This window comes from Roseomonas sp. BN140053 (assembly GCF_047690175.1).
Lineage (GTDB): Bacteria > Pseudomonadota > Alphaproteobacteria > Acetobacterales > Acetobacteraceae > Roseomonas.
Window position 1 is genome coordinate 16,843 of the sequence record NZ_JBLLEB010000003.1, and the last position, 17,784, is coordinate 34,626.

At 73.4% G+C, this 17,784-nt stretch carries 14 protein-coding genes; 5 read left to right on the forward strand and 9 right to left on the reverse strand.

All coding sequences use genetic code 11. The features are described from left to right. The first annotated feature begins 3 nt into the window (after positions 1–3). Positions 4–414 carry a DUF423 domain-containing protein gene (locus tag ACLIBK_RS04060; protein ID WP_415386245.1) on the forward strand — a complete coding sequence of 137 codons (411 nt, stop codon included), beginning with the start codon at positions 4–6 and terminating at the stop codon, positions 412–414. A gap of 136 nt (positions 415–550) precedes the next feature. Here ACLIBK_RS04060 and ACLIBK_RS04065 read toward each other — a convergent pair whose 3' ends face one another. The 4 genes from ACLIBK_RS04065 to secA form a co-directional block, all read right to left on the reverse strand. Continuing rightward, positions 551–1,297, reverse strand: a complete 747-nt coding sequence (locus ACLIBK_RS04065) for a TraX family protein (protein WP_415385946.1) — start codon at positions 1,295–1,297, stop codon at positions 551–553. A gap of 88 nt (positions 1,298–1,385) precedes the next feature. Next, positions 1,386–2,702, reverse strand: a complete 1,317-nt coding sequence (locus ACLIBK_RS04070) for a hydrolase (RefSeq protein WP_415385947.1) — start codon at positions 2,700–2,702, stop codon at positions 1,386–1,388. 502 nt (positions 2,703–3,204) lie between these two features. Beyond that, complete coding sequence (locus ACLIBK_RS04075; RefSeq protein ID WP_415385948.1) at positions 3,205–4,113, reverse strand: transglutaminase-like domain-containing protein; 909 nt, start codon at positions 4,111–4,113, stop codon at positions 3,205–3,207. After that, positions 4,113–6,839, reverse strand: coding sequence for a preprotein translocase subunit SecA (gene secA / locus ACLIBK_RS04080; protein ID WP_415385949.1), 2,727 nt, complete (start codon positions 6,837–6,839; stop codon positions 4,113–4,115). The genes ACLIBK_RS04075 and secA overlap by 1 nt, the downstream gene beginning before the upstream one ends. 401 nt (positions 6,840–7,240) lie before the next feature. Between secA and ACLIBK_RS04085 the strand changes: the two genes are divergently transcribed. Continuing rightward, complete coding sequence (locus ACLIBK_RS04085) at positions 7,241–8,179, forward strand: peptidylprolyl isomerase (protein ID WP_415385950.1); 939 nt, start codon at positions 7,241–7,243, stop codon at positions 8,177–8,179. A 4-nt stretch (positions 8,180–8,183) separates the two neighbouring features. Then, positions 8,184–9,425 (forward strand): bifunctional glutamate N-acetyltransferase/amino-acid acetyltransferase ArgJ, encoded by a 1,242-nt coding sequence (argJ, locus tag ACLIBK_RS04090; RefSeq protein WP_415385951.1) that lies wholly within the window; start codon positions 8,184–8,186, stop codon positions 9,423–9,425. Positions 9,426–9,517: 92 nt separating this feature from the next. Here the strand turns inward: argJ and ACLIBK_RS04095 are convergent, their stop codons facing one another. The 5 genes from ACLIBK_RS04095 to gph all read right to left on the reverse strand — a co-directional run bounded on the left by ACLIBK_RS04095 (position 9,518) and on the right by gph (position 13,575). After that, positions 9,518–9,781: a hypothetical protein gene (locus ACLIBK_RS04095; protein ID WP_415385952.1), complete on the reverse strand. Its 264-nt coding sequence runs from the start codon at positions 9,779–9,781 to the stop codon at positions 9,518–9,520. A 205-nt stretch (positions 9,782–9,986) separates the two neighbouring features. Continuing rightward, positions 9,987–10,562 (reverse strand): DUF4142 domain-containing protein, encoded by a 576-nt coding sequence (locus ACLIBK_RS04100; protein ID WP_415385953.1) that lies wholly within the window; start codon positions 10,560–10,562, stop codon positions 9,987–9,989. Positions 10,563–10,711: 149 nt separating this feature from the next. Next, on the reverse strand, positions 10,712–12,064 hold the full coding sequence (locus ACLIBK_RS04105) for an NAD(P)/FAD-dependent oxidoreductase (RefSeq protein WP_415385954.1): 1,353 nt from the start codon (positions 12,062–12,064) through the stop codon (positions 10,712–10,714). Between the two features lie 112 nt (positions 12,065–12,176). Next, positions 12,177–12,551 carry a hypothetical protein gene (locus ACLIBK_RS04110; protein WP_415385955.1) on the reverse strand — a complete coding sequence of 125 codons (375 nt, stop codon included), beginning with the start codon at positions 12,549–12,551 and terminating at the stop codon, positions 12,177–12,179. A 373-nt stretch (positions 12,552–12,924) separates the two neighbouring features. Next, the gene (gene gph / locus ACLIBK_RS04115) at positions 12,925–13,575 is read right to left on the reverse strand and encodes a phosphoglycolate phosphatase (RefSeq protein ID WP_415385956.1); all 651 of its coding nucleotides are present in this window, start codon (positions 13,573–13,575) and stop codon (positions 12,925–12,927) included. A 186-nt stretch (positions 13,576–13,761) separates the two neighbouring features. On the opposite strand from gph, the gene ACLIBK_RS04120 reads away from it, so the two are divergent. Together ACLIBK_RS04120 and ACLIBK_RS04125 are read left to right on the forward strand one after the other, a co-directional pair. Continuing rightward, positions 13,762–15,327, forward strand: coding sequence for a UbiD family decarboxylase (locus tag ACLIBK_RS04120; RefSeq protein WP_415385957.1), 1,566 nt, complete (start codon positions 13,762–13,764; stop codon positions 15,325–15,327). Between the two features lie 49 nt (positions 15,328–15,376). Next, positions 15,377–17,731 (forward strand): xanthine dehydrogenase family protein molybdopterin-binding subunit, encoded by a 2,355-nt coding sequence (locus tag ACLIBK_RS04125; protein WP_415385958.1) that lies wholly within the window; start codon positions 15,377–15,379, stop codon positions 17,729–17,731. The last annotated feature ends 53 nt before the right edge of the window (positions 17,732–17,784 follow it).

A 17,784-nucleotide genomic window follows, 5' to 3' on the forward strand; every position in this document is an offset into this window, starting at 1 on the left:
GCCGTGCCGGGGGCAGGGGGGCGCCCGGACGGCGCTGGCCGCGGCTGGATCGCGCTGGGAGCGCTGTTCGGGCTGGTGGCGGTGGCGCTCTCGGCCTGGGCGGCGCATGCCCCCGCGGCGGCGGCGCCCGACACGGCCCGGCTGCTGGGGCAGGCGCTGACCATGCAGGGCTGGCACGCGCTGGCGCTGGTGCTGGCCGGGCTGCTGGCGGAACGGCGCCCGGGGGCGCTGGCCCAGCTGGCGGCGGCCGGCTTCGCGCTGGGCACGGTGCTGTTCTGCGGCGCCGTGTGGAATGTGGCGCTGACGGGCCGCTCCCTGGGCGGGGTGGCGCCGGCCGGGGGCGTGCTGCTGATGCTGGGCTGGGCGCTGCTGGCTCTGGCCGGGTGGCGTCGGCCGTTGTCCGGCGGCGTCTGAGGGGGGACAGCAAGCCGGGGGGAAGTATCCCCCCGGGCCCCCTTCTATTTTCGGGAGTTTGGGGTGCGCCGGTGGCCGCCCGTCCTCTTAACTCCCGGAAGAAGGAGGGGGTCCGGGGGAGTTCACTCCCCCGGCCTTACCCGACCCCCAGCCCGGCCGCCCGCAGCCCGGCCAGCGCCAGCAGGTGGCCCGGGTAGAACAGGTGCAGCGCGTAGCGCGGCAGGAAGCGCGGCCGGCCCCGCAGCGTGGCGGCCGCGGCCACCACCGCGGCGCCGCCCAGCCCCGCCGCCAGCGCGTCCAGCACCAGCTTTTCCGGCCAGCTTTCCCCGGGCGGCGTCCAGGTGTCGGCATTGAGCGCGAGGATGGCCAGCATCGCCCAGGCGAAACCCTCCGGCCGCGGCCCGGTGAGCATCAGCAGCAGGGCGGCCGGTAGCAGCATCCCGGCCAGGCCGAAATCCACCCCGGTATGCGCGATCCGCGGCAGCAGCACCGCCCCCAGCAGCCCGGCGCCCAGGGTGAACTGCCGCCAGCGGGGTGCGGCGGCCACCCAGCCCGCCAGCGCCGCCCCGGCCGCCAGGGTGAACAGGATGCTCGCTTCCGCCGTGCCGAAGGGAAAGGCCAGGGCGAAGATCGGCTGGGTGGGGATGCCGAACAGCAGCAGTGTCAGGGCGGCCCGGCGCGGGTCGGCCCCGCGCGCGAGATGGCAGGCCAGCACCAGGGCAAACAGCGGAAAGGCGATCCGCCCCAGGCGCCACATCCACATCGCCCCGCCCTGCAGCAGCACCGTGTTGACATGGTCCAGCAGCATCAGCGCCGCGGCGGCCAGCTTCACCGCGTCCAGCGGCGCCCCGGCCAGGGTGGCGGCGCGGCCGCCCTCGCTCACCGCGCGCCTTCGGGAAAGCTCAGGTGCTCGTCCCTGATCTGGCCGGAGATGCAGAAGGCGATGCGCGGTGCGGGGGCGCGGGCTTCGCTCAACCCGTCAGTTCCAGCACCGCGATGCGGTTCTCGGCCACTGGCCAGGCGCGGCCGAGGAGGCGTTCGCCGTTGAACAGCCCCGCCACTGGCTGGCCGAGGCGTTCGGCGGGCAGGCGCAGCGTGGCGGTGGCGTTGGCGGGCACGCCGGTGGCGATGTTCGGCGGCACGCGGCCGTCCAGCAGCACCACGTCGCGCGGGATGCCGAAATAGCCGCGCGGGCGGGTGAACAGGACCACGCCGCCGGCGGCGCGGTCGGCCTCGCTCAGCGGCCGGGCGGGGCGGAGATGCACCACCGCGGAGGAGCGCGGAAAGGGCGAGCGGTAGAAATGGGTGACGGGGTGGCCGGGCGCCGCCACCACGATCTCCAGCGGCCAGTCGGGGGCCACGGAAACGGGGCCCCAGGCGCCGTCCTCGCCGGTGGTGCGGCGGTGGAGGGCCTCGCCCTGGCGCGCGGCGGTGGCGGGGTCCAGGCGGAACACCTCCACCGTCGCGTTGGCCACGGGGCGGTTGGTGGGCACGCCACCGGGGGTGCCAGTGACGCGGCCGTTCAGCGTGGGGCGCGCTTCCGGCAGGATGTCCAGCCGCTCCGGCTCCCGCCCGGCGAGGAAGCGGAAGATTTCGCGGAAGGCGCGGGGGGAATAGGCGGTTTCGCGATGGTCCACCCCGGGCAGCACGAGGTTGCTCGCCCCCCGCAGCTCCGGCCCCGCCGCATCCACCCCGGTGGGCACGCCGGGGCGGCCGGAAAAGCGCCCGTCCGGCTGGGCATACAGGTCGTTGCCGTCCGAGCGCAGCGTCAGGAAGGCGGTGCCGGGCACCACATCCGTGTCGCCGCCGTTCAGCCGGCGCAGAAAGGGGCCGCGGCCGTTGAACTCGCGCCCGGGATTGCTGTCCCAGTCGTAGACGCCGTGGTTGGGAGTGCCGCAGAGCACCGCATGCGACACCCGCGGCCCGCCCCCCTGCCACACGACGTAGTCGCGGATCGGATAGCCGCCGCGGCTGTTGCCCACCATCGCCAGGCGCGGCGCGCCGGTGTCGGCCAGCAGCGCCTCGACCGCCGCCGCGGCCGCGCGCGTCTGGTCGGCGCTGGAGGACCGCTGCGGCTGCGGCACCGCGTCGTCGTCGCGCGCCAGCGGGTCGGGCATGTCCAGCGTCCGCAGCCGCTCGGGCGGCCAGCCGTTGGATTCGAAGCGCCACACGGTGGTCAGCCACAGCGCCGAGTGGTCACCATTGCCGTGCAGGAACAGCACGGGCGGCAAGGCCTCGGGCGGCTGCGCCAGGGCAGGACTCACCCCGGCGGCCAGGCGCGTCGCCACCGGTGCGAGCGCGGCCGCAGCGAGTAGATCACGGCGTTTCGTTCCCATCCCCCAGGCTACCAATCCCGCCCCGCCGAGGGAACGCAGCGCGACGGCCGTCTCGGGTCAACTGGTACGAAACCCGACCGGGCGTCGGGCCGGTGTCGCGGTGGCGGGTGCTCGTGGTTGGGGGTGTTCCCGGGTGTTCGGGCTGGGGCCAGAGGGGCTCTGCCCCTCTGGACACCCCGCGAGGAGCTTAGGCTCCTCGACCTCATGAGTGCCTCCGGCGGGGGCGGGTCGGACAACGCGGTCCTCAATGACTACCGTCAGCCATCCCGCCCCCGCCGGAGGCACTCAACGCGGGGTCCGGGGAGTTCGTAACTCCCCGGCTCGGGACAAAGGCTTCGCCTTTGCCCTGGGGTCCAGGGGCAGCGCCCCTGGCCACGGCTCAGGCCACCCGGAACACCCCCACCACGAGGACCTGCGACCCGGCACACGAGCCGACGATCCGGCGAGGTTCGGATCAGCTGTCCGAGACGGACACCGCGGCTGTGGTCCATTCGGCCGGGGCGCCGGGCTCGGGGTCGCAGCGCAACTGCATGGGGCCGGGGGTGGCGGCGCCCCAGATGGAGGCGAAGGCGACCTGGGAAGCGTCCTGGCCGACGGCGATGCGCGCCACGCCGTCCAGGGCGGTTTGCCGGGTGGCGTCGAAGACGTACCAGCGGGGGCCGTCCGGCCCCAGCAGCAGCGCCTCGAAGATCGCGTGGAAGTCGGGGGGGACGAGGTGCGGGGCGTAGGCGGCCAGGAAGCGCGCGGGGACGCCGATGGCGCGGGTCAGGGCGATGCCGAGATGGGCGAAGTCGCGGCACACGCCGCGCGCGTCGGTCAGCGTGTCCAGGGCGGTGGTGCGGACATCCGTGGCGCCGCGCTGGTAGGCGGTGCGGCGGTGGATGAAGTCGCACACGGCGGTGACGCGGGCATGGCCGGGCGGCAGGCGGCCGAACTCGGCGGCGGCGAAGCCTTCCAGCCGGTCGTTCTCGCAGTAGCGGGAGGGCAGCAGGAAGGGCAGCGCCGCCTGCGGCAGCCGTTCCACCGGGATTTCGGACACGGCGGCGGGATCGTGCACCAGCGGATCGCCCTGCACCTCGGCCTCGTAGCGCAGGGTGAGGGGGCCGGGGGCGGCGAGAAGGCGCAGCCAGCGCGTGCCGTCCGGGCCGCGCCAGGCTTCCGGCTGCTGGCCGGTGGAGAAGCTCAGCTCCTCCCGCAGCACCTGCTGGCGCGCCGCGGGGTGGTCGCTGGGCTGCACGGCGAAGAGAAAGGTGGCGGTCCCGCCGGCCCCGGCATCCCCCCCGGCCGCGGCGTCCCCGCCCGCCCCGGGCTGCCCCACCTGGTAGTGCAGGGTGCAGCCCAGGGTCCGGGCAGGGCGTCCCATCAGGCGGTGCGCCCGTGGCAGTGCTTGAACTTCTTGCCCGACCCGCAGGGGCAGGGGGCGTTGCGCGGCGTGGCGGCCCAGGTGGTGGGGTCGGCAGGGTCCACCCCGTCCAGGGAGCGGGAGGCCGCGGCCACCGCGGCGGCGCCGTAGTCCGGCGGCAGGCCGGCGTCGAAGATGTCCGAGCCCGGGGCGGGGTGGCGCAGGTCGGTGACCTGGATCGGCTCGGGCGAGGGCAGGGGCTGCTCGGGGCCGATCTGCACGTTCATCAGCCAGCGGGTCACCTTCTCGCGCATCTCGGCCAGCATGCCGTTGAACAGCGCGAAGGCCTCGGACTTGTACTCGTTCAGCGGGTCGCGCTGGCCGTAGGCGCGTAGCCCGATGCCCTGGCGCAGGTGGTCCAGGCTGAGCAGGTGGTCCTTCCACACCTCGTCGAAGACCCACAGCAGCAGGCGCTTCTCGATGTCGCGCATCTGCTCGGGGCCGATATTGGCGGCGCGCGCCGCGAAGGCGTGGTCGGCGGCCTCCTGCAGGCGCTCGCGCACGGCGGTCTCGTCGATGCCTTCCTCGCGCGCCCAGTCGGCCACCGGCAGGTCGAGGCCGAGCAGGGAATGCACGCGCTCGTCCAGCCCGGCGAGGTCCCACTGCTCGGGGTAGGCGTTCTCGGGGATGGCGCGGGACACGATGTCGGACACCACCTCGCGCCGCATCTCCGCCACCGTTTCGGAGACGTCGGCGGCCTGCATGAAGGAACGGCGCTGGGAATACACCTCCTTGCGCTGGTCGTTCATGACGTCGTCGTACTTGAGCAGGTTCTTGCGGGTGTCGAAGTTGCGGGCCTCGACCTTCTTCTGGGCCTTTTCCAGCGCCTTGTTGATCCAGGGGTGGACGATCGCCTCGCCGTCCTTGAGCCCGAGCTTCTGCAGCATGCCGCCCATGCGGTCGGAGCCGAAGATGCGCATCAGGTCGTCTTCCAGGCTCAGGAAGAAGCGCGACGCGCCGGGGTCGCCCTGGCGGCCGGAGCGGCCGCGCAGCTGGTTGTCGATGCGGCGGCTCTCGTGCCGCTCGGTGCCGATCACGAAGAGGCCGCCGGCCTGCTTCACGCGCTGCGCCGCGGCCTCGACCTCGCGCCGCATCTCGCCCAGCCGGGCCTCGAACTCGGGGCCATCGGGCTCGCCGGCAAAGGAAGCGCGGGCCAGGGCCTCGGCGTTGCCGCCCAGTTTGATGTCGGTGCCACGGCCGGCCATGTTGGTGGCGATGGTGACGGCGCCGGGGCGGCCGGCCTGGGAGATGATCGCCGCTTCCTGCTCGTGGTAGCGGGCGTTGAGGACCTGGTGCGGCACCTTCTTGGCGTTGAGCAGGGCGCTGAGCAGCTCGGACTTCTCGATGGAGGTGGTGCCGACCAGGGCGGGCTGGCCGCGCTCGCGGCATTCCGCGATCAGGTTGGCCACCGCCTCGTACTTCTCGGCCGCGGTGCGGTAGACCTCGTCGTCGCTGTCGATGCGGGCGACGGGGACGTTGGTGGGGATCTCCACCACCTCGAGCTTGTAGATCTCGGCGAACTCGTCGGCCTCGGTGGCCGCGGTGCCGGTCATGCCCGCCAGCTTCGGGAAGAGGCGGAAGTAGTTCTGGAAGGTGATGGAGGCCAGCGTCTGGTTCTCGGGCTGGACGGTGACGCCTTCCTTGGCTTCCAGCGCCTGGTGCAGGCCATCGGAGTAGCGGCGGCCTTCCATGGCGCGGCCGGTGAACTCGTCGATGATCACGATCTTGTCCTGGCGGACCATGTAGTCGACGTCGCGGGCGAAGAGCGTGTGCGCCCGCAGGCTCTGGTTGACGTGGTGCACCAGGGTGACGTTCTGGAAGTCGTAGAGGCCGCCTTCCTCCAGCAGGCCGGCGGCGGTCAGCGCCTGTTCCACCGCCTCGGTGCCGGTCTCGGTCAGGGTGACCGTGCGCTGCTTCTCGTCCTTCTCGAAGCTGGTCTTGTCGCGCACGAGGTCGCGGACCACGGCGTTGACCTGGCCGTAGAGGTCGGAACTCTCGTCGGAAGGGCCGGAGATGATCAGCGGCGTGCGGGCCTCGTCCACCAGGATCGAGTCCACCTCGTCCACGATGGCGAAGTTGAAGTCGCGCTGCACCATCTCACCCAGCGAGTGCTTCATGTTGTCGCGCAGGTAGTCGAAGCCGAACTCGTTGTTGGTGCCGTAGGTGATGTCGCAATGGTAGGCGTCGCGGCGCTCCGGGTCGGTCAGGCCGTAGACGATCTTGCCGGTGGACAGGCCCAGGAAGCCGTAGAGCCTGCCCATGTCGTCGGCGTCGCGGGACGCCAGGTAGTCGTTCACCGTGACCACGTGCACGCCCTTGCCCGACAGGGCGTTGAGATACACGGCCAGGGTGGCCACCAGGGTCTTGCCCTCGCCGGTCTTCATCTCGGCGATGCGGCCGTCGTGCAGCACCATGCCGCCGATCAGCTGCACGTCGAAGTGCCGCATCCCCAGGGCGCGCTTGGAGGCTTCCCGGCACACCGCGAAGGCTTCCGGCAGCAGGTCGTCCAGGCTCTCGCCCTTCTCGACCCGGGCGCGGAACTCGGCGGTCTTGCCACGCAGGGCGTTGTCGTCCAGGGCGGCGATCGCCGGCTCCAGTGCGTTGATGGCGGGCACGCGCGCCTGGTAGCGCTTGAGGGCGCGGTCGTTCGAGGTGCCGAGGATGGCGCGGGCGAGGCGGGCGAACATGGTGCGGCGAGGCTCTCCGGGAGTGCCCGGGGGAGAAGCGGTCCCGCGGGCGCGGCAACGAGCACGGGCGGCGGAGAAACCCCCCGTTGGACGTGCAACCGGACAGATAGGGGGCGGCGGGGGGTGGGTCAACGAAACGGTGTCCGGCGTTGCAACCGGGGCGGGCCTCGCCGGGCGGGTCGGTAAACGGGCGTTACGCCCGACCGGGTACCGACACCCGGGGCAGCGCCCCTGGCCACGGCCAGTGCTCCCCGGAACAACCGCCCCACCCGGACTGGCCCCCGGCGTGGACCGGCGGTCGTGGCGCCGGGTTGGGCGGGCTCCGGGTGGAGGGGCGGGGGTTGTGGGGCTTTCGGGCGCGGGTCATCTTCGGACCATCTCTGTTCAGGCCACCTGCCCCCATGCGTCTTTCCGCCCTTTCGCTGTCGCTCTGCCTGCTGGGCACGCCCCTGACGGCGCAGCCCGCGCCGCCGGCCCCGGCGGCTTCGCCGACGCCGGCCGCGCCGCCGGGGCTGCCGCAACCCCCGGCCGCCGACCCCGTGGTGGCGCGCGTGGACGGCCAGGAGATCCGGCTGAGCGACGTGCGCGACGCCGCGGCGCAGCTGCCCGACGAGGTGCGCTCGGCGCCCCCGGCGATGGTGTACCCGCTGATCCTGGACCAGTTGGTGGCGCAGAAGGCGCTGGTGACCGCCGCCCGCGCCCAGGGGCTGGAGCGCGACCCGGAGGTCCGCCGCCGCATCGACCGCGCCGAGGAGCAGGAGCTGCAGCAGGCCATCCTGCGGCGCGAGGTCGCCCCGGCCCTGACGGAGGAAGCGCTGCGCCGCCGCTTCGCGGCCCAGGGCGCCAACCGCCCGGCCGAGGAGGAGGTGCACGCCCGGCACATCCTGGTGTCCTCCGAGGCGGATGCGCGCGCCGCGCTGGAGGAAGTGCGCCGCCCCGGCGCCGACTTCGCGGCCATCGCCGCCCGCCGGTCCACGGGGCCCGGGTCGCAGCAGGGCGGCGACCTCGGCTTCTTCAAGAAGACCGACATGATCCCGGAATTCGCCGAGGCCGCCTTTGCCCTGCAGCCGGGCCAGATCAGCGAGCCCGTGCACACCTCCTTCGGCTGGCACATCATCAAGGTGGAGGAGCGCCGCGCGGCGCCGGCCAAGAGTTTCGAGGAGGAGCGGGAGTCCCTGCGCCAGGCCGCCTTCGAGGAGGCGGTGAGCGGCGCGGTGGAACGCGTCCGCGCCGCCGCCAAGATCGAGCGCTTCAACCTCGACGGCTCGCCGGTCCGCGCGCCCTCGGCCCTGGACGGCGCCGCCCCGCCGCCCCCCGCCACCCCGGCCCCGCGGCGCTGATCGCGTGGCCGGCGGCAAGGGTCTTCCCCTCTCCCCCCTGGCGGTGCCCTTGCCGGTGCTGCCGCCCCTGGCCGGGCTGCGCCTGGGCACGGCCGCGGCGGGCATCCGCTACCAGGGCCGCGACGACCTGATGATGATGGAGCTCGCCCCCGGCACGGCCGCGGCGGGCGTCTTCACCAGCAACAAGTGCCCCGGCGCGCCGGTGGACTGGTGCCGCTCCGCGCTGCGCGGCGGCCGCGCCCGGGCGCTGGTGGTCAATGCCGGCAATGCCAACGTCTTCACCGGCCGCGCCGGGGTGGAGGCCACCCGCGCCACCGCCGAGGCGGCGGCCGCGCTGGTGGGCTGCGAGCCGACGGAGGTGATGCTGGCCTCCACCGGCGTGATCGGCGAGGCGCTGCCGCATGCCAAGCTGACGGCGGCGCTGCCGGCTCTGCGCGGCAGCCTGGCGGCGGACAACTGGGCCGCGGCGGCGCGCGGCATCATGACCACCGACACCTTTCCCAAGGGCGCCACCCGCACCGCCCGCATCGGGGGCGAAACGGTGACCATCACCGGCATCGCCAAGGGGTCGGGCATGATCGCCCCTGATATGGCGACCATGCTGTGCTTCGTGGCCACCGACGCCAAGCTGCCGGCGGCGCTGCTGCAGTCCAGCCTGCGGCGCGCGGTCAACGCCTCCTTCAACCGCACCACGGTGGACAGCGACACCTCCACCTCGGACACGGTGCTGCTGTTCGCCACGGGGCAGGCGCAGCACCCCTGGGTGCCGCTGCTGTCCGGCTCCATGCTGCGCGACTTCCAGTCGGCGCTGTGCGACCTGCTGCTGGATCTGGCGCTGCAGGTGGTGCGCGACGGCGAGGGCGCGCAGAAGCTGGTGCGCATCGAGGTGACGGGGGCGGTGTCGCAGCGTTCCGCCCATCGCGTCGCCATGGCCGTCGCCAACTCGCCGCTGGTGAAGACGGCCATTGCCGGCGAGGACGCCAACTGGGGCCGCATCGTGATGGCGGTGGGCAAGGCGGGCGAGCCTGCCGACCGCGACCGGCTGTCCGTGGCGGTGGGCGGCACCTGGATGGCCAAGGATGGCGGTCTGGTGCCGGGCTACGACGAGGGCCCGGTGGTGGCGCACATGAAGGGGCGCGAGATCAACATCGCGGTGGACCTCGACCTCGGGCGCGGGTCTGCCACCGTGTGGACCTGCGACCTGACGCACGGCTACATCGACATCAACGGCGCGTACCGGAGCTGATCCCGCGGTTTCCGTGACGCCGGGCCGCACCCTGGCCCCTTGCCGCGCCCCGGCACGATCCGGGATCGGCGCGCCCGCCGCCTCCGGCGGGCTCAGTAGCTCCGGGCGCTGCCGAAGGCGACGAGCAGGAGCAGGAGCACGAGGGCGCAGGTCATTATTGCGGACACCACCACGGCGATCGCCGTGGGGCGGATCCTGAACACGATCAGCAACGGCAACCCGGTGAGCGCGACGAGCATGAGGCCGAGCACCAGCAGCGGCGGCAGCGCCGAGCCGGCGACTTCGAGGAAAAGCCACGACCAGTGGGAATCCGCGATCCGCGCGAAGCGGCTGGGCCGAGGCTTGGGCGCCGTCATCGCCCGCAGCAGGAGCCTTCCATGAACCCTCCCTGGTAGGGAGGAATAGCCGCCAGGGCCTTACCCGACGGTGAGCGGATGGGGTCGGCGAGCCGCAAGGTTCCCCGGGGCCCGCGTGTTTCGCGGGAGCGGCGATGCGGAAGTCCGGCCAAGCGCCCCGCCCGGGACGGGCTGACGCCCGGCCCGGGACGGGAAACCCCCGGCGCTAGCCGGCGCGGCGGCGGCTCCGCCCCGTCGGGGCAGGCTCCGGCTGCTGCGCGGGCATGGACGCGAAGAACTCCAGGATCGCGATGTGCTCGCGGATGCGGTCGGCGGCCAGCAGGGCGATGCTGCGATCCGCCGCCGGGCTGGCGGTGCTCTGCGCGATGGCCGTGTAGACCGGCAGCGCTTCCTGGTGCCCCTGGGTCTGCGCCGCAATGAACAGGCGGTCGAAATCGCCCGGCCCGGCCGCCTGCAGCTGCTGCAGCATGGCGGCCTTTTCCGGAGGCAGCGGCGGCGGGGCGACGCTGTGGCCGGCCAGGGCCATCGCCTGCATGATGCCCTGCTGCTCGCTCGCCTCGAATTCGGAGAAGCGCTGCAGTTCCGGGCGCTGCGCCTTGGTGGCGCCCAGCTGCGCGGTTTGCAGCAGGAAGGTGCCGCCCTGCAGCGCGGTCAGGCGCAGGGCGGGCGGCGGCGCGCCGGCCAGGGCCTGCGGGGAGGAGGCATTGGGCACTGCCGAGGTGGCGCAACCGGCAAGGGACAGGCCGGCCAGCACGAGGCCGAGGCTGCGACGTTCAAGCATGGGCATTCTCCGTGGAGCCCCTGCCGCTGGGCCGGGCTACGGCAACGGGAACGGCGGGCCGCCCGGCGCAGTTGTGCGGGCGGTCATCACGGTAGGTTCAATCATGCGCGCGCCGGGCTGGCCTTCCGGCCGGACCGGGGCGCGGCGCCTCACGGCCGGCGGCCGGTGATCAGCCGGGCGCCGCGCTGCGCGGTGACGTAGCTCCAGAGCCAGTCGAAGGCGACCACCACGCGGCTGCGGAAGCCGATCAGGTACCAGACATGGGCGAGGCACCAGAACAGCCAGCCGGGGAAGCCGGTCAGCCGCATCCGGCCCAGCGACACCACCGCCGACTTCCGCCCGATCGTCGCGAGGTCGCCGTGGTGGCGATAGCTGAAGGGCGCCGGGTCCGGGCGGCCAGCGATGCGTGCCGCGATCAGCTTGCCGACATACTGGCCCATCTGCTTGGCCGCGGGGGCAATGCCCGGCACCGGGCGGTCGGTGTTGTCGCGGGCGGCGGCGGTGTCGCCGATCACGAAAACCTCGGGGTGGCCGGGGATGGACAGGTCGGGCCCGACCACCGCGCGGCCCGCCCGGTCATGCTCCGCGCCGATCCAGGCCGCGGCGGGGGAGGCCACCACGCCGGCGGCCCAGACCACGGTGCCGGCTTCCAGCCGCTCGGTGTCGCCCAGCGTCACGCCGCGCTCGTCGCAGCGCGTGACGCGGGCGGCGGTGCGGACCTCCACCTGCATGCCTTCCAGCGAGCGCCGGGCGGTGTCGGCCAGTTCCTCGGGAAAGCTGGGCAGGATGCGCGGCCCGGCTTCCACCAGCACCACCCGGGCGGTGCCGGGATCGACGCGGCGGAACTCGGCCGGCAGGGCGCGGTGCGCGAGTTCCGAGATGGCGCCGGCCATCTCCACCCCTGTGGGGCCGCCGCCGATCACCACGAAGGTCAGCAGCCGGCGCTGCTCCGCCGGATCGGTGGCCAGCTCGGCGCGCTCAAAGGCGGACAGCAGGCGCTGGCGCAGGCTGGTGGCGTCCTCGATGCTTTTCAGCCCGGGCGCGAAGCGTTCCCATTCGTCGTGGCCGAAATAGGAATGGTTGGAGCCGGTGGCGAGCACCAGGAAGTCGAAGGGCAGCTCCACCGTCCCGTCCCGCACCACCCGGGCCGCGAGGTCCACGCCGTTGACCTCGGTCATCAGCACGGTGACGTTCTGCTGCCCGCGAAACACCGAACGCACCGGCCAGGCGATGTCGCCGGGCGACAGGGCGGCGGTGGCGACCTGGTAGAGCAGGGGCTGGAACAGGTGGTGGTTGCGGCGGTCCACCAGCGTGACCTCGGCCTCGCTGCGGCGCAGGGCGCGCGCCACTTCCAGCCCGCCGAAGCCCGCGCCCACGATCACCACGCGCGGCCGCCGCGGTGCGGGGGCGGGCGGGGCGGCGTCGCGCGCATCCGCCGCGGCGGGAAAGATGCGGACCTTGCCGGATGCCTCGGCCGGCTGCCGTTGCAGGCTCTCGCTCATCTCCGGCCTTCTCCTCGCGTTCACTGGAACCCGCCGCCCGCCAGGTGTGCCCGGGCGGCGATCGCCAAGAAACGCCCCGACCCTATCCCAAGGATGCCGCAACGTCCCCCATTCAGGGCCGCAAGCTGGCCGGGCGGGTGCGTTCCGCCACCGTGCGGGTGGTGAGGCTGGCCAGGATCTCGAAGATGCCGATGGCCACGAAGGGCCAGAACACGCGATCGGCGAAGCCGAACAGCCAGGGCGAGGCGATCAGGAACACGCCCCCCAGCGCGTCCAGGGCGAGGTGCACGGGCATCGGCAGCAGGGCGACAAGGCTTAGCTCGTACTGGGTAACCAGGCTGTAGACGATCGTGCCGGCCCCCAGCACGAAGGGCACCCATTGTTCCGGTCCGCCCGTGGTGAAGCCGAGCACCCAGGGCATCCCCATCAGGATCAGCCCGACGATGTAGTCCAGGGCCCCGTGCGTGCCCGTGCTGATGAATCGCATGAACGCTGTTCCTTCACCCTTCGCGTCGCCGACCGGGGCGGGGTGGCCGGGGATTCTGCCCCGGCCGCGTGCCCGGGGTCTGCGGCGATCGCGGCTGACCCACGCCGCACGGATGGCCACCCTGCCTTTCGCCGCCGCGCCGCTGGACCGGGAAGTGCCCGGCGTGCCGGCCGGCGCTGCGGCATGGTTCCGAGAACTTGCCGTGTCCATCAAGGTTTTGGCGGTGCCGGCGAGGCATCCCGCACATCGGCGAGAGTGTTGCCGTGACCGTGACCAAGCCCGCCCGCAGCGCTGCCCGGCGCGTCCGCAGCGCCGCCGGGCGCCATCGCGCCTGGGGGAACATGCCGTGCGACGGCGGGAGTGTTCGCGGTGCTTACCCGGGCCGGGCCGCCAGGATGGCCGGCAGCTCGGCCGGTTCGCGCACGCCGCGGGCGCCTTCCGCCATCGCCGGGTTGCCGTAGCCCCATTCGGCGAAAAGCGGCACGATGCCGGCGGCGCGGGCCGCGCGCACGTCGTTGCCGTGGTCGCCCAGCATTACCGCGCCCGCCACCTCCGCGACGCCCATACGACCCAGCGTGCCGAGCAGGTGGCCGGGATCGGGCTTGCGGGTGGGAAAGGTGTCGCCACCGGCCACCGCGTCCAGCAGCGGCAGCAGCCCGGTGGCGGCCAGCACCAGCCGCGCCGGGTGTTCGGGCTTGTTAGTGCAGACCGCCAGGCGCCAGCCCGCCGCGCGCAGCGCCGCCAGCGCCTCGGGGATGCCGGGAAAGGGGCGGGTGGCGTCGGCGGCATGCGCCTCGTAGTCGGTCAGGAACTCCGTGGCCGCGGCGGGGTCGAAGGCGCGGCCGCGGGCGGCGAGGGCGCGTTCCACCAGCACCCGCACGCCGTCGCCGATCATCGCGTGCACCTCCGGCCGGGAAAAGCCGGGCAGGCCGCGGCGGGCCATCAGCCGGTCCAGCGCGGCATGCAGGTCGGGGGCGCTGTCCAGCAGCGTGCCGTCGAGGTCGAGCAGGCAAATTCGGTCCATGCGTTTCCCTCTAGCCCGGCGGGAGGCTGCCGGTCAGCCGTTGCGGGCCAGGGGCGTCCGCCGCCCGTCCCTTCGCGCGATTGACGCCCGGCGCGGGGCGGTGATATCCGGTGAACCTAATTCGCTATATGCAAATTCCGTGCGGTTCGCGGAGCGCGCGCTGCCGGTTCTGGGGAGGGCACTGCCATGGACGGCACAACCGCACCGGCCGCGGGGCACAACACGGATTGCGAGCGCTACCGACTGCGCAACTTCCTCGACCTGCTGCGCGATGCCGGCGAGCTGGACACGGTGGAAGGGGCGATCGACCTCGCCGACCTGCCGGACCGCATGGAGGGCAATGACCGCGCCGTGCTGGCGACCCAGGTCGGGCCGGAAGGTGCGACGCTGGTGGGCAATGTCGCGGCCAGCCGCTCCCGCCTGGCGCTCGCCTTCGGCGTGCCGGTGGAGAAGCTGCTGCCGGAGGTGATGCGCCGCCTGCGCACCGCCCCCGGCACGGTGACCCTGCCGCGCGAGGCCGCCCCCGTGCAGCAGGTGGTGCTGCTGGGCGAGGAGGCGGACCTGCTGAAGCTGCCCGTGCACCTGCAGCACGGCCGCGACGGCGCGCCCTATATCTCCGCCTCCATCGACTTCGCGCCCGACGTGTCGCGCGGCTGGCAGAACGTGGGCATCCGCCGGCTGATGCTGCGCGGCCCGCGGGAGGCGGGGATCGACCTCGTCTCGCCCTCCGACCTGCGCATGGTCTACGAGGCGAGTGCGGCGGCCGGGAAGCCGCTGCCGGTGGCCTTCGCCGTGGGCACGCATCCCGTGGACCACGTCGCCGCCACCATGCGCCTGCCGGTGGACGAGCTGGGCGTGATGGCCTCGCTGCGCGACGCGCCGCTGCCGGTGGTGAAATGCGTCACCAACGACGTGATGGTGCCGGCGGATGCGGAATACATCCTGGAAGGCTTCCTGGACCCCGCCGGCCACGTGGAGCCCGAGGGGCCCTACGGCGAGTTCCTGGGCTATTACGGCGGCGTCAAGCGCAACCCCGTGTTCCACCTGACCGCCATCACCCACCGGCGCGACCCGGTGTTCCAGACCTGCACCATCGGCGGCCGCCACATGGCCCGCACCGACACTGCCCAGCTCAGCGGTTTGCGCACGGAGGTGATGGTGTGGCGCGCGCTGGAGGGTGCGGTGCGCGAGCCGCTGGGCGTCTACGCCACGGGGTCGAGCGGCGGGATGTTCAACGTCCGCATCTCGCTGCGCCAGCGGGTGCCGGGCGAAGGGCGCAACGCCATCATGGCGGCCTTCGGGTCCCTGGCCAACGTCAAGCACGTCTTCGTGGTGGACCCCGACATCGACATCTTCTCCGACGCCCAGATGGACTGGGCGCTGGCCACGCGCTTCCAGGCCACGCGCGACCTGATGGTGGAGGGTGGGCTGCGCGCCCTGCCGCTGGACCCCTCCTTGGAAGGCGGCCGGGTCGGCGCCAAGGCGGGCTTCGACCTGACCTGGCCCTTCGGCACCGGCGACGGCTTCGAGAAGGGCATCCCCGAGCCGCCGCGCTACGCCGGCCGCCGCTTCCCCAGCATCGAGGCCGCGCTGGCGGACGGGCCGAAATTCTTCGAGGAGCTGATGGCCGCCACCGGCAGCCGCGACGGGCGCGAGATCGTGCGCGTGCTGGACGGGTTACGGCCGCGCGGCCTGGGGCGCGATGCCCAGGGCCGCTACACCCTGCCGGCGGTCACCACGACAGGCAACTGAAAACCGGCCCCAGCGACCGGCCACGCAACGGGTCGCACGGAACAACACCATGCCCAAGCTCATCGGCAAGCCGGTCCGACGCGTCGAGGACCGGCGCCTCCTGTCCGGCGGCGGCCGCTACACCGACGACCTGCCCACCCGCGACGCCTGCTTCGCCGCGATGGTGCGCACGCCGCACGCGCATGCGCGCATCCACCGCGTGAACACGGAGGCGGCGAAGGCGGCGCCCGGCGTGCTGGCGGTGCTGACGGCGCAGGACTACATCGCCGACGGGCTGAAGCCGCTGAAGCACACCCCCGTGCCGGCGGACGCGGTGGACGCCAAGATGCCGGCCTTCGCCGCCCCCGATGCCGCGATCCTGTTCGACAGCGGTCACCCGCCGCTGGCGGGGGACCGCGTGCGCCACGTCGGCGAGGGCGTCGCCCTGGTGATCGCCGAAACCGCCGCCCAGGCGCGCGACGCCGCCGAGCTGGTGGAGGTGGAGGACGAGCCGCTGCCGGCGGTGGTGACGCCGCTCGACGCCATCGCCGAGGGCGCGCCGCTGCTCTGGGACGGCGCACCCAACAACGTGTGCCTGGACCAGGAATTCGGCGACGCCGCGGCCACCGCGGCGGCCTTCGCCGACGCCGCGATCGTGGTGGAGCACGCGTTCACCAACCAGCGCATTGTCACCTGCCACATGGAGCCGCGCTCGGTCTTCGCCAGCTACGACGCGGCGCGCGACGTCACCACGCTGGTGGCGGGCAGCCAGGGCGCGGTGCGGCAGCGCATGGACCTGGCCCATGTGCTGGGCGTGCCGGCCTCGCAGGTGGAGGTGATCTGCCCCGACACCGGCGGCGGCTTCGGCTCCCGCACCAACCTGCACCCGGAGGCGGTGCTGGCCTGCTGGGCGGCCAAGCGGCTGAACCGGCCGGTGCGCTGGACCTCCGACCGGTCGGAGGCCTTCCTCACCGACTACCAGGCGCGCGACCTGGTGACGCGCGCGGCGCTGGCGCTGGACACGGAAGGGCGTATCCTCGGCTTCCGCACCGACCTGCTGGGCAACATCGGCGCGCAGACCGTGAGCTTCGTGCCGCTGAACAACGGCTACCGCATCTCCACCACGGCCTATCGCGTGCCGGTGGCGCATGCGCGCGTCCGGGCGGTGATGACCAACACCACCCCCACCGGTCCCTTCCGCGGCGCCGGGCGGCCGGAAGCCACCTTCGTGATGGAGCGGCTGCTGGACATGGCGGCGCGGCGCCTCGGGCTGGACCGGGTGGAGCTGCGGCGGCGCAACCTGGTGCCGCGCGACGCCCTGCCGTACCGCAACCCCTTCGGCCTGCAGTACGATTCCGGCGATTTCCGCCACAACATGGAAGCCGCGCTCGCGCAGGCGGACTGGGCCGGCTTCGCCGCCCGCCGCGCCGCCAGCGAGCGCGAAGGGCGGCTGCGCGGCATCGGCGTGGCCAACTACGTCGAGAGTCCGGTGGGCGCGCCGCGCGAGAAGGTCATCCTGCGCGTGCTCGGCCGCGAGCAGCGGGTGGAGGTGCTGGCCGGCACCCAGTCCACCGGCCAGGGGCACGAGACCACCTTCACCCAGGTGGTGGCGGAACGGCTGGACCTGCCGATGGAGCAGGTGTCGCTGGTCACCGGCGACAGCCGCCGCATCACCGTGGGCGGCGGCTCGCATTCCGACCGTTCCATGCGGCTGGCCGGCACGCTGATGGTGCAGGCCAGCGCCGAGTTGCTGGACCGCGCGCGGGAACTGGCGGCGGCGCGGCTGGGCGTCGGCGTGGACGGGGTGGCGCTGGAGGACGGCGTGTTCCGCCATCCCGGCAGCAACCAGACGCTGACGCTGTACGAACTGGCGGCCGCGACCCCCGACGGGGTGCTGGAAAGCAGCGCCGAGTTCTCGGGGCGCATCCCCGCCTATCCCACCGGCTGCGCGATCTGCGAGGTGGAGGTGGAGCCGGACACCGGCGCCGTGTCGGTGTCGCGCTACACCTCGCTGGACGATGTGGGCCAGGCGATCAACCCGATGATCGTGGACGGACAGGTGCATGGCGGCATCGTGCAGGGCGTCGGCCAGGCGCTGATCGAGAACCCGATCGTGGACGTGGAGAGCGGGCAGGTCGCCGGCTCCTTCATGGATTACGGCATGCCGCGCGCCAGCGACTTCCCGCTCTTCGACGTGTCGCTGACCGAGGACCCCACGGGCGGCAACCCGCTGCGCGTCAAGGGCGGCGGCGAGAGCGGCATCACCCCCGCCACCGCCGCCACCATCAACGCCGTGGTGGACGCGCTGGCGGGGCTGGGCGTGGAGCATGTGGAGATGCCCGCCACGCCGCAGCGCGTCTGGGCCGCCATCGCCGCGGCGCGGGCGGATGGCCCGGCACGCGTTCCGGCCGGGGCCGCGGCGTGACCGCGCGGGCTGGCCGGGACGTCGGCGTGATGCCGGAAAACACGGCCGCGGGC

Excerpts from the sequence above, each read along its gene's own strand:
- ACLIBK_RS04105 (WP_415385954.1), bottom strand. The coding sequence starts at position 12,064 with ATGAGCGAGAGCCTGCAACGGCAGCCGGCCGAGGCATCCGGCAAGGTC.
- ACLIBK_RS04085 (WP_415385950.1), top strand. The coding sequence starts at position 7,241 with ATGCGTCTTTCCGCCCTTTCGCTGTCGCTCTGCCTGCTGGGCACGCCC.
- ACLIBK_RS04075 (WP_415385948.1), bottom strand. The coding sequence starts at position 4,113 with ATGGGACGCCCTGCCCGGACCCTGGGCTGCACCCTGCACTACCAGGTG.
- gph (WP_415385956.1), bottom strand. The coding sequence starts at position 13,575 with ATGGACCGAATTTGCCTGCTCGACCTCGACGGCACGCTGCTGGACAGC.
- ACLIBK_RS04100 (WP_415385953.1), bottom strand. The coding sequence starts at position 10,562 with ATGCTTGAACGTCGCAGCCTCGGCCTCGTGCTGGCCGGCCTGTCCCTT.
- secA (WP_415385949.1), bottom strand. The coding sequence starts at position 6,839 with ATGTTCGCCCGCCTCGCCCGCGCCATCCTCGGCACCTCGAACGACCGC.
- ACLIBK_RS04120 (WP_415385957.1), top strand. The coding sequence starts at position 13,762 with ATGGACGGCACAACCGCACCGGCCGCGGGGCACAACACGGATTGCGAG.
- ACLIBK_RS04095 (WP_415385952.1), bottom strand. The coding sequence starts at position 9,781 with ATGACGGCGCCCAAGCCTCGGCCCAGCCGCTTCGCGCGGATCGCGGAT.
- ACLIBK_RS04125 (WP_415385958.1), top strand. The coding sequence starts at position 15,377 with ATGCCCAAGCTCATCGGCAAGCCGGTCCGACGCGTCGAGGACCGGCGC.
- ACLIBK_RS04110 (WP_415385955.1), bottom strand. The coding sequence starts at position 12,551 with ATGCGATTCATCAGCACGGGCACGCACGGGGCCCTGGACTACATCGTC.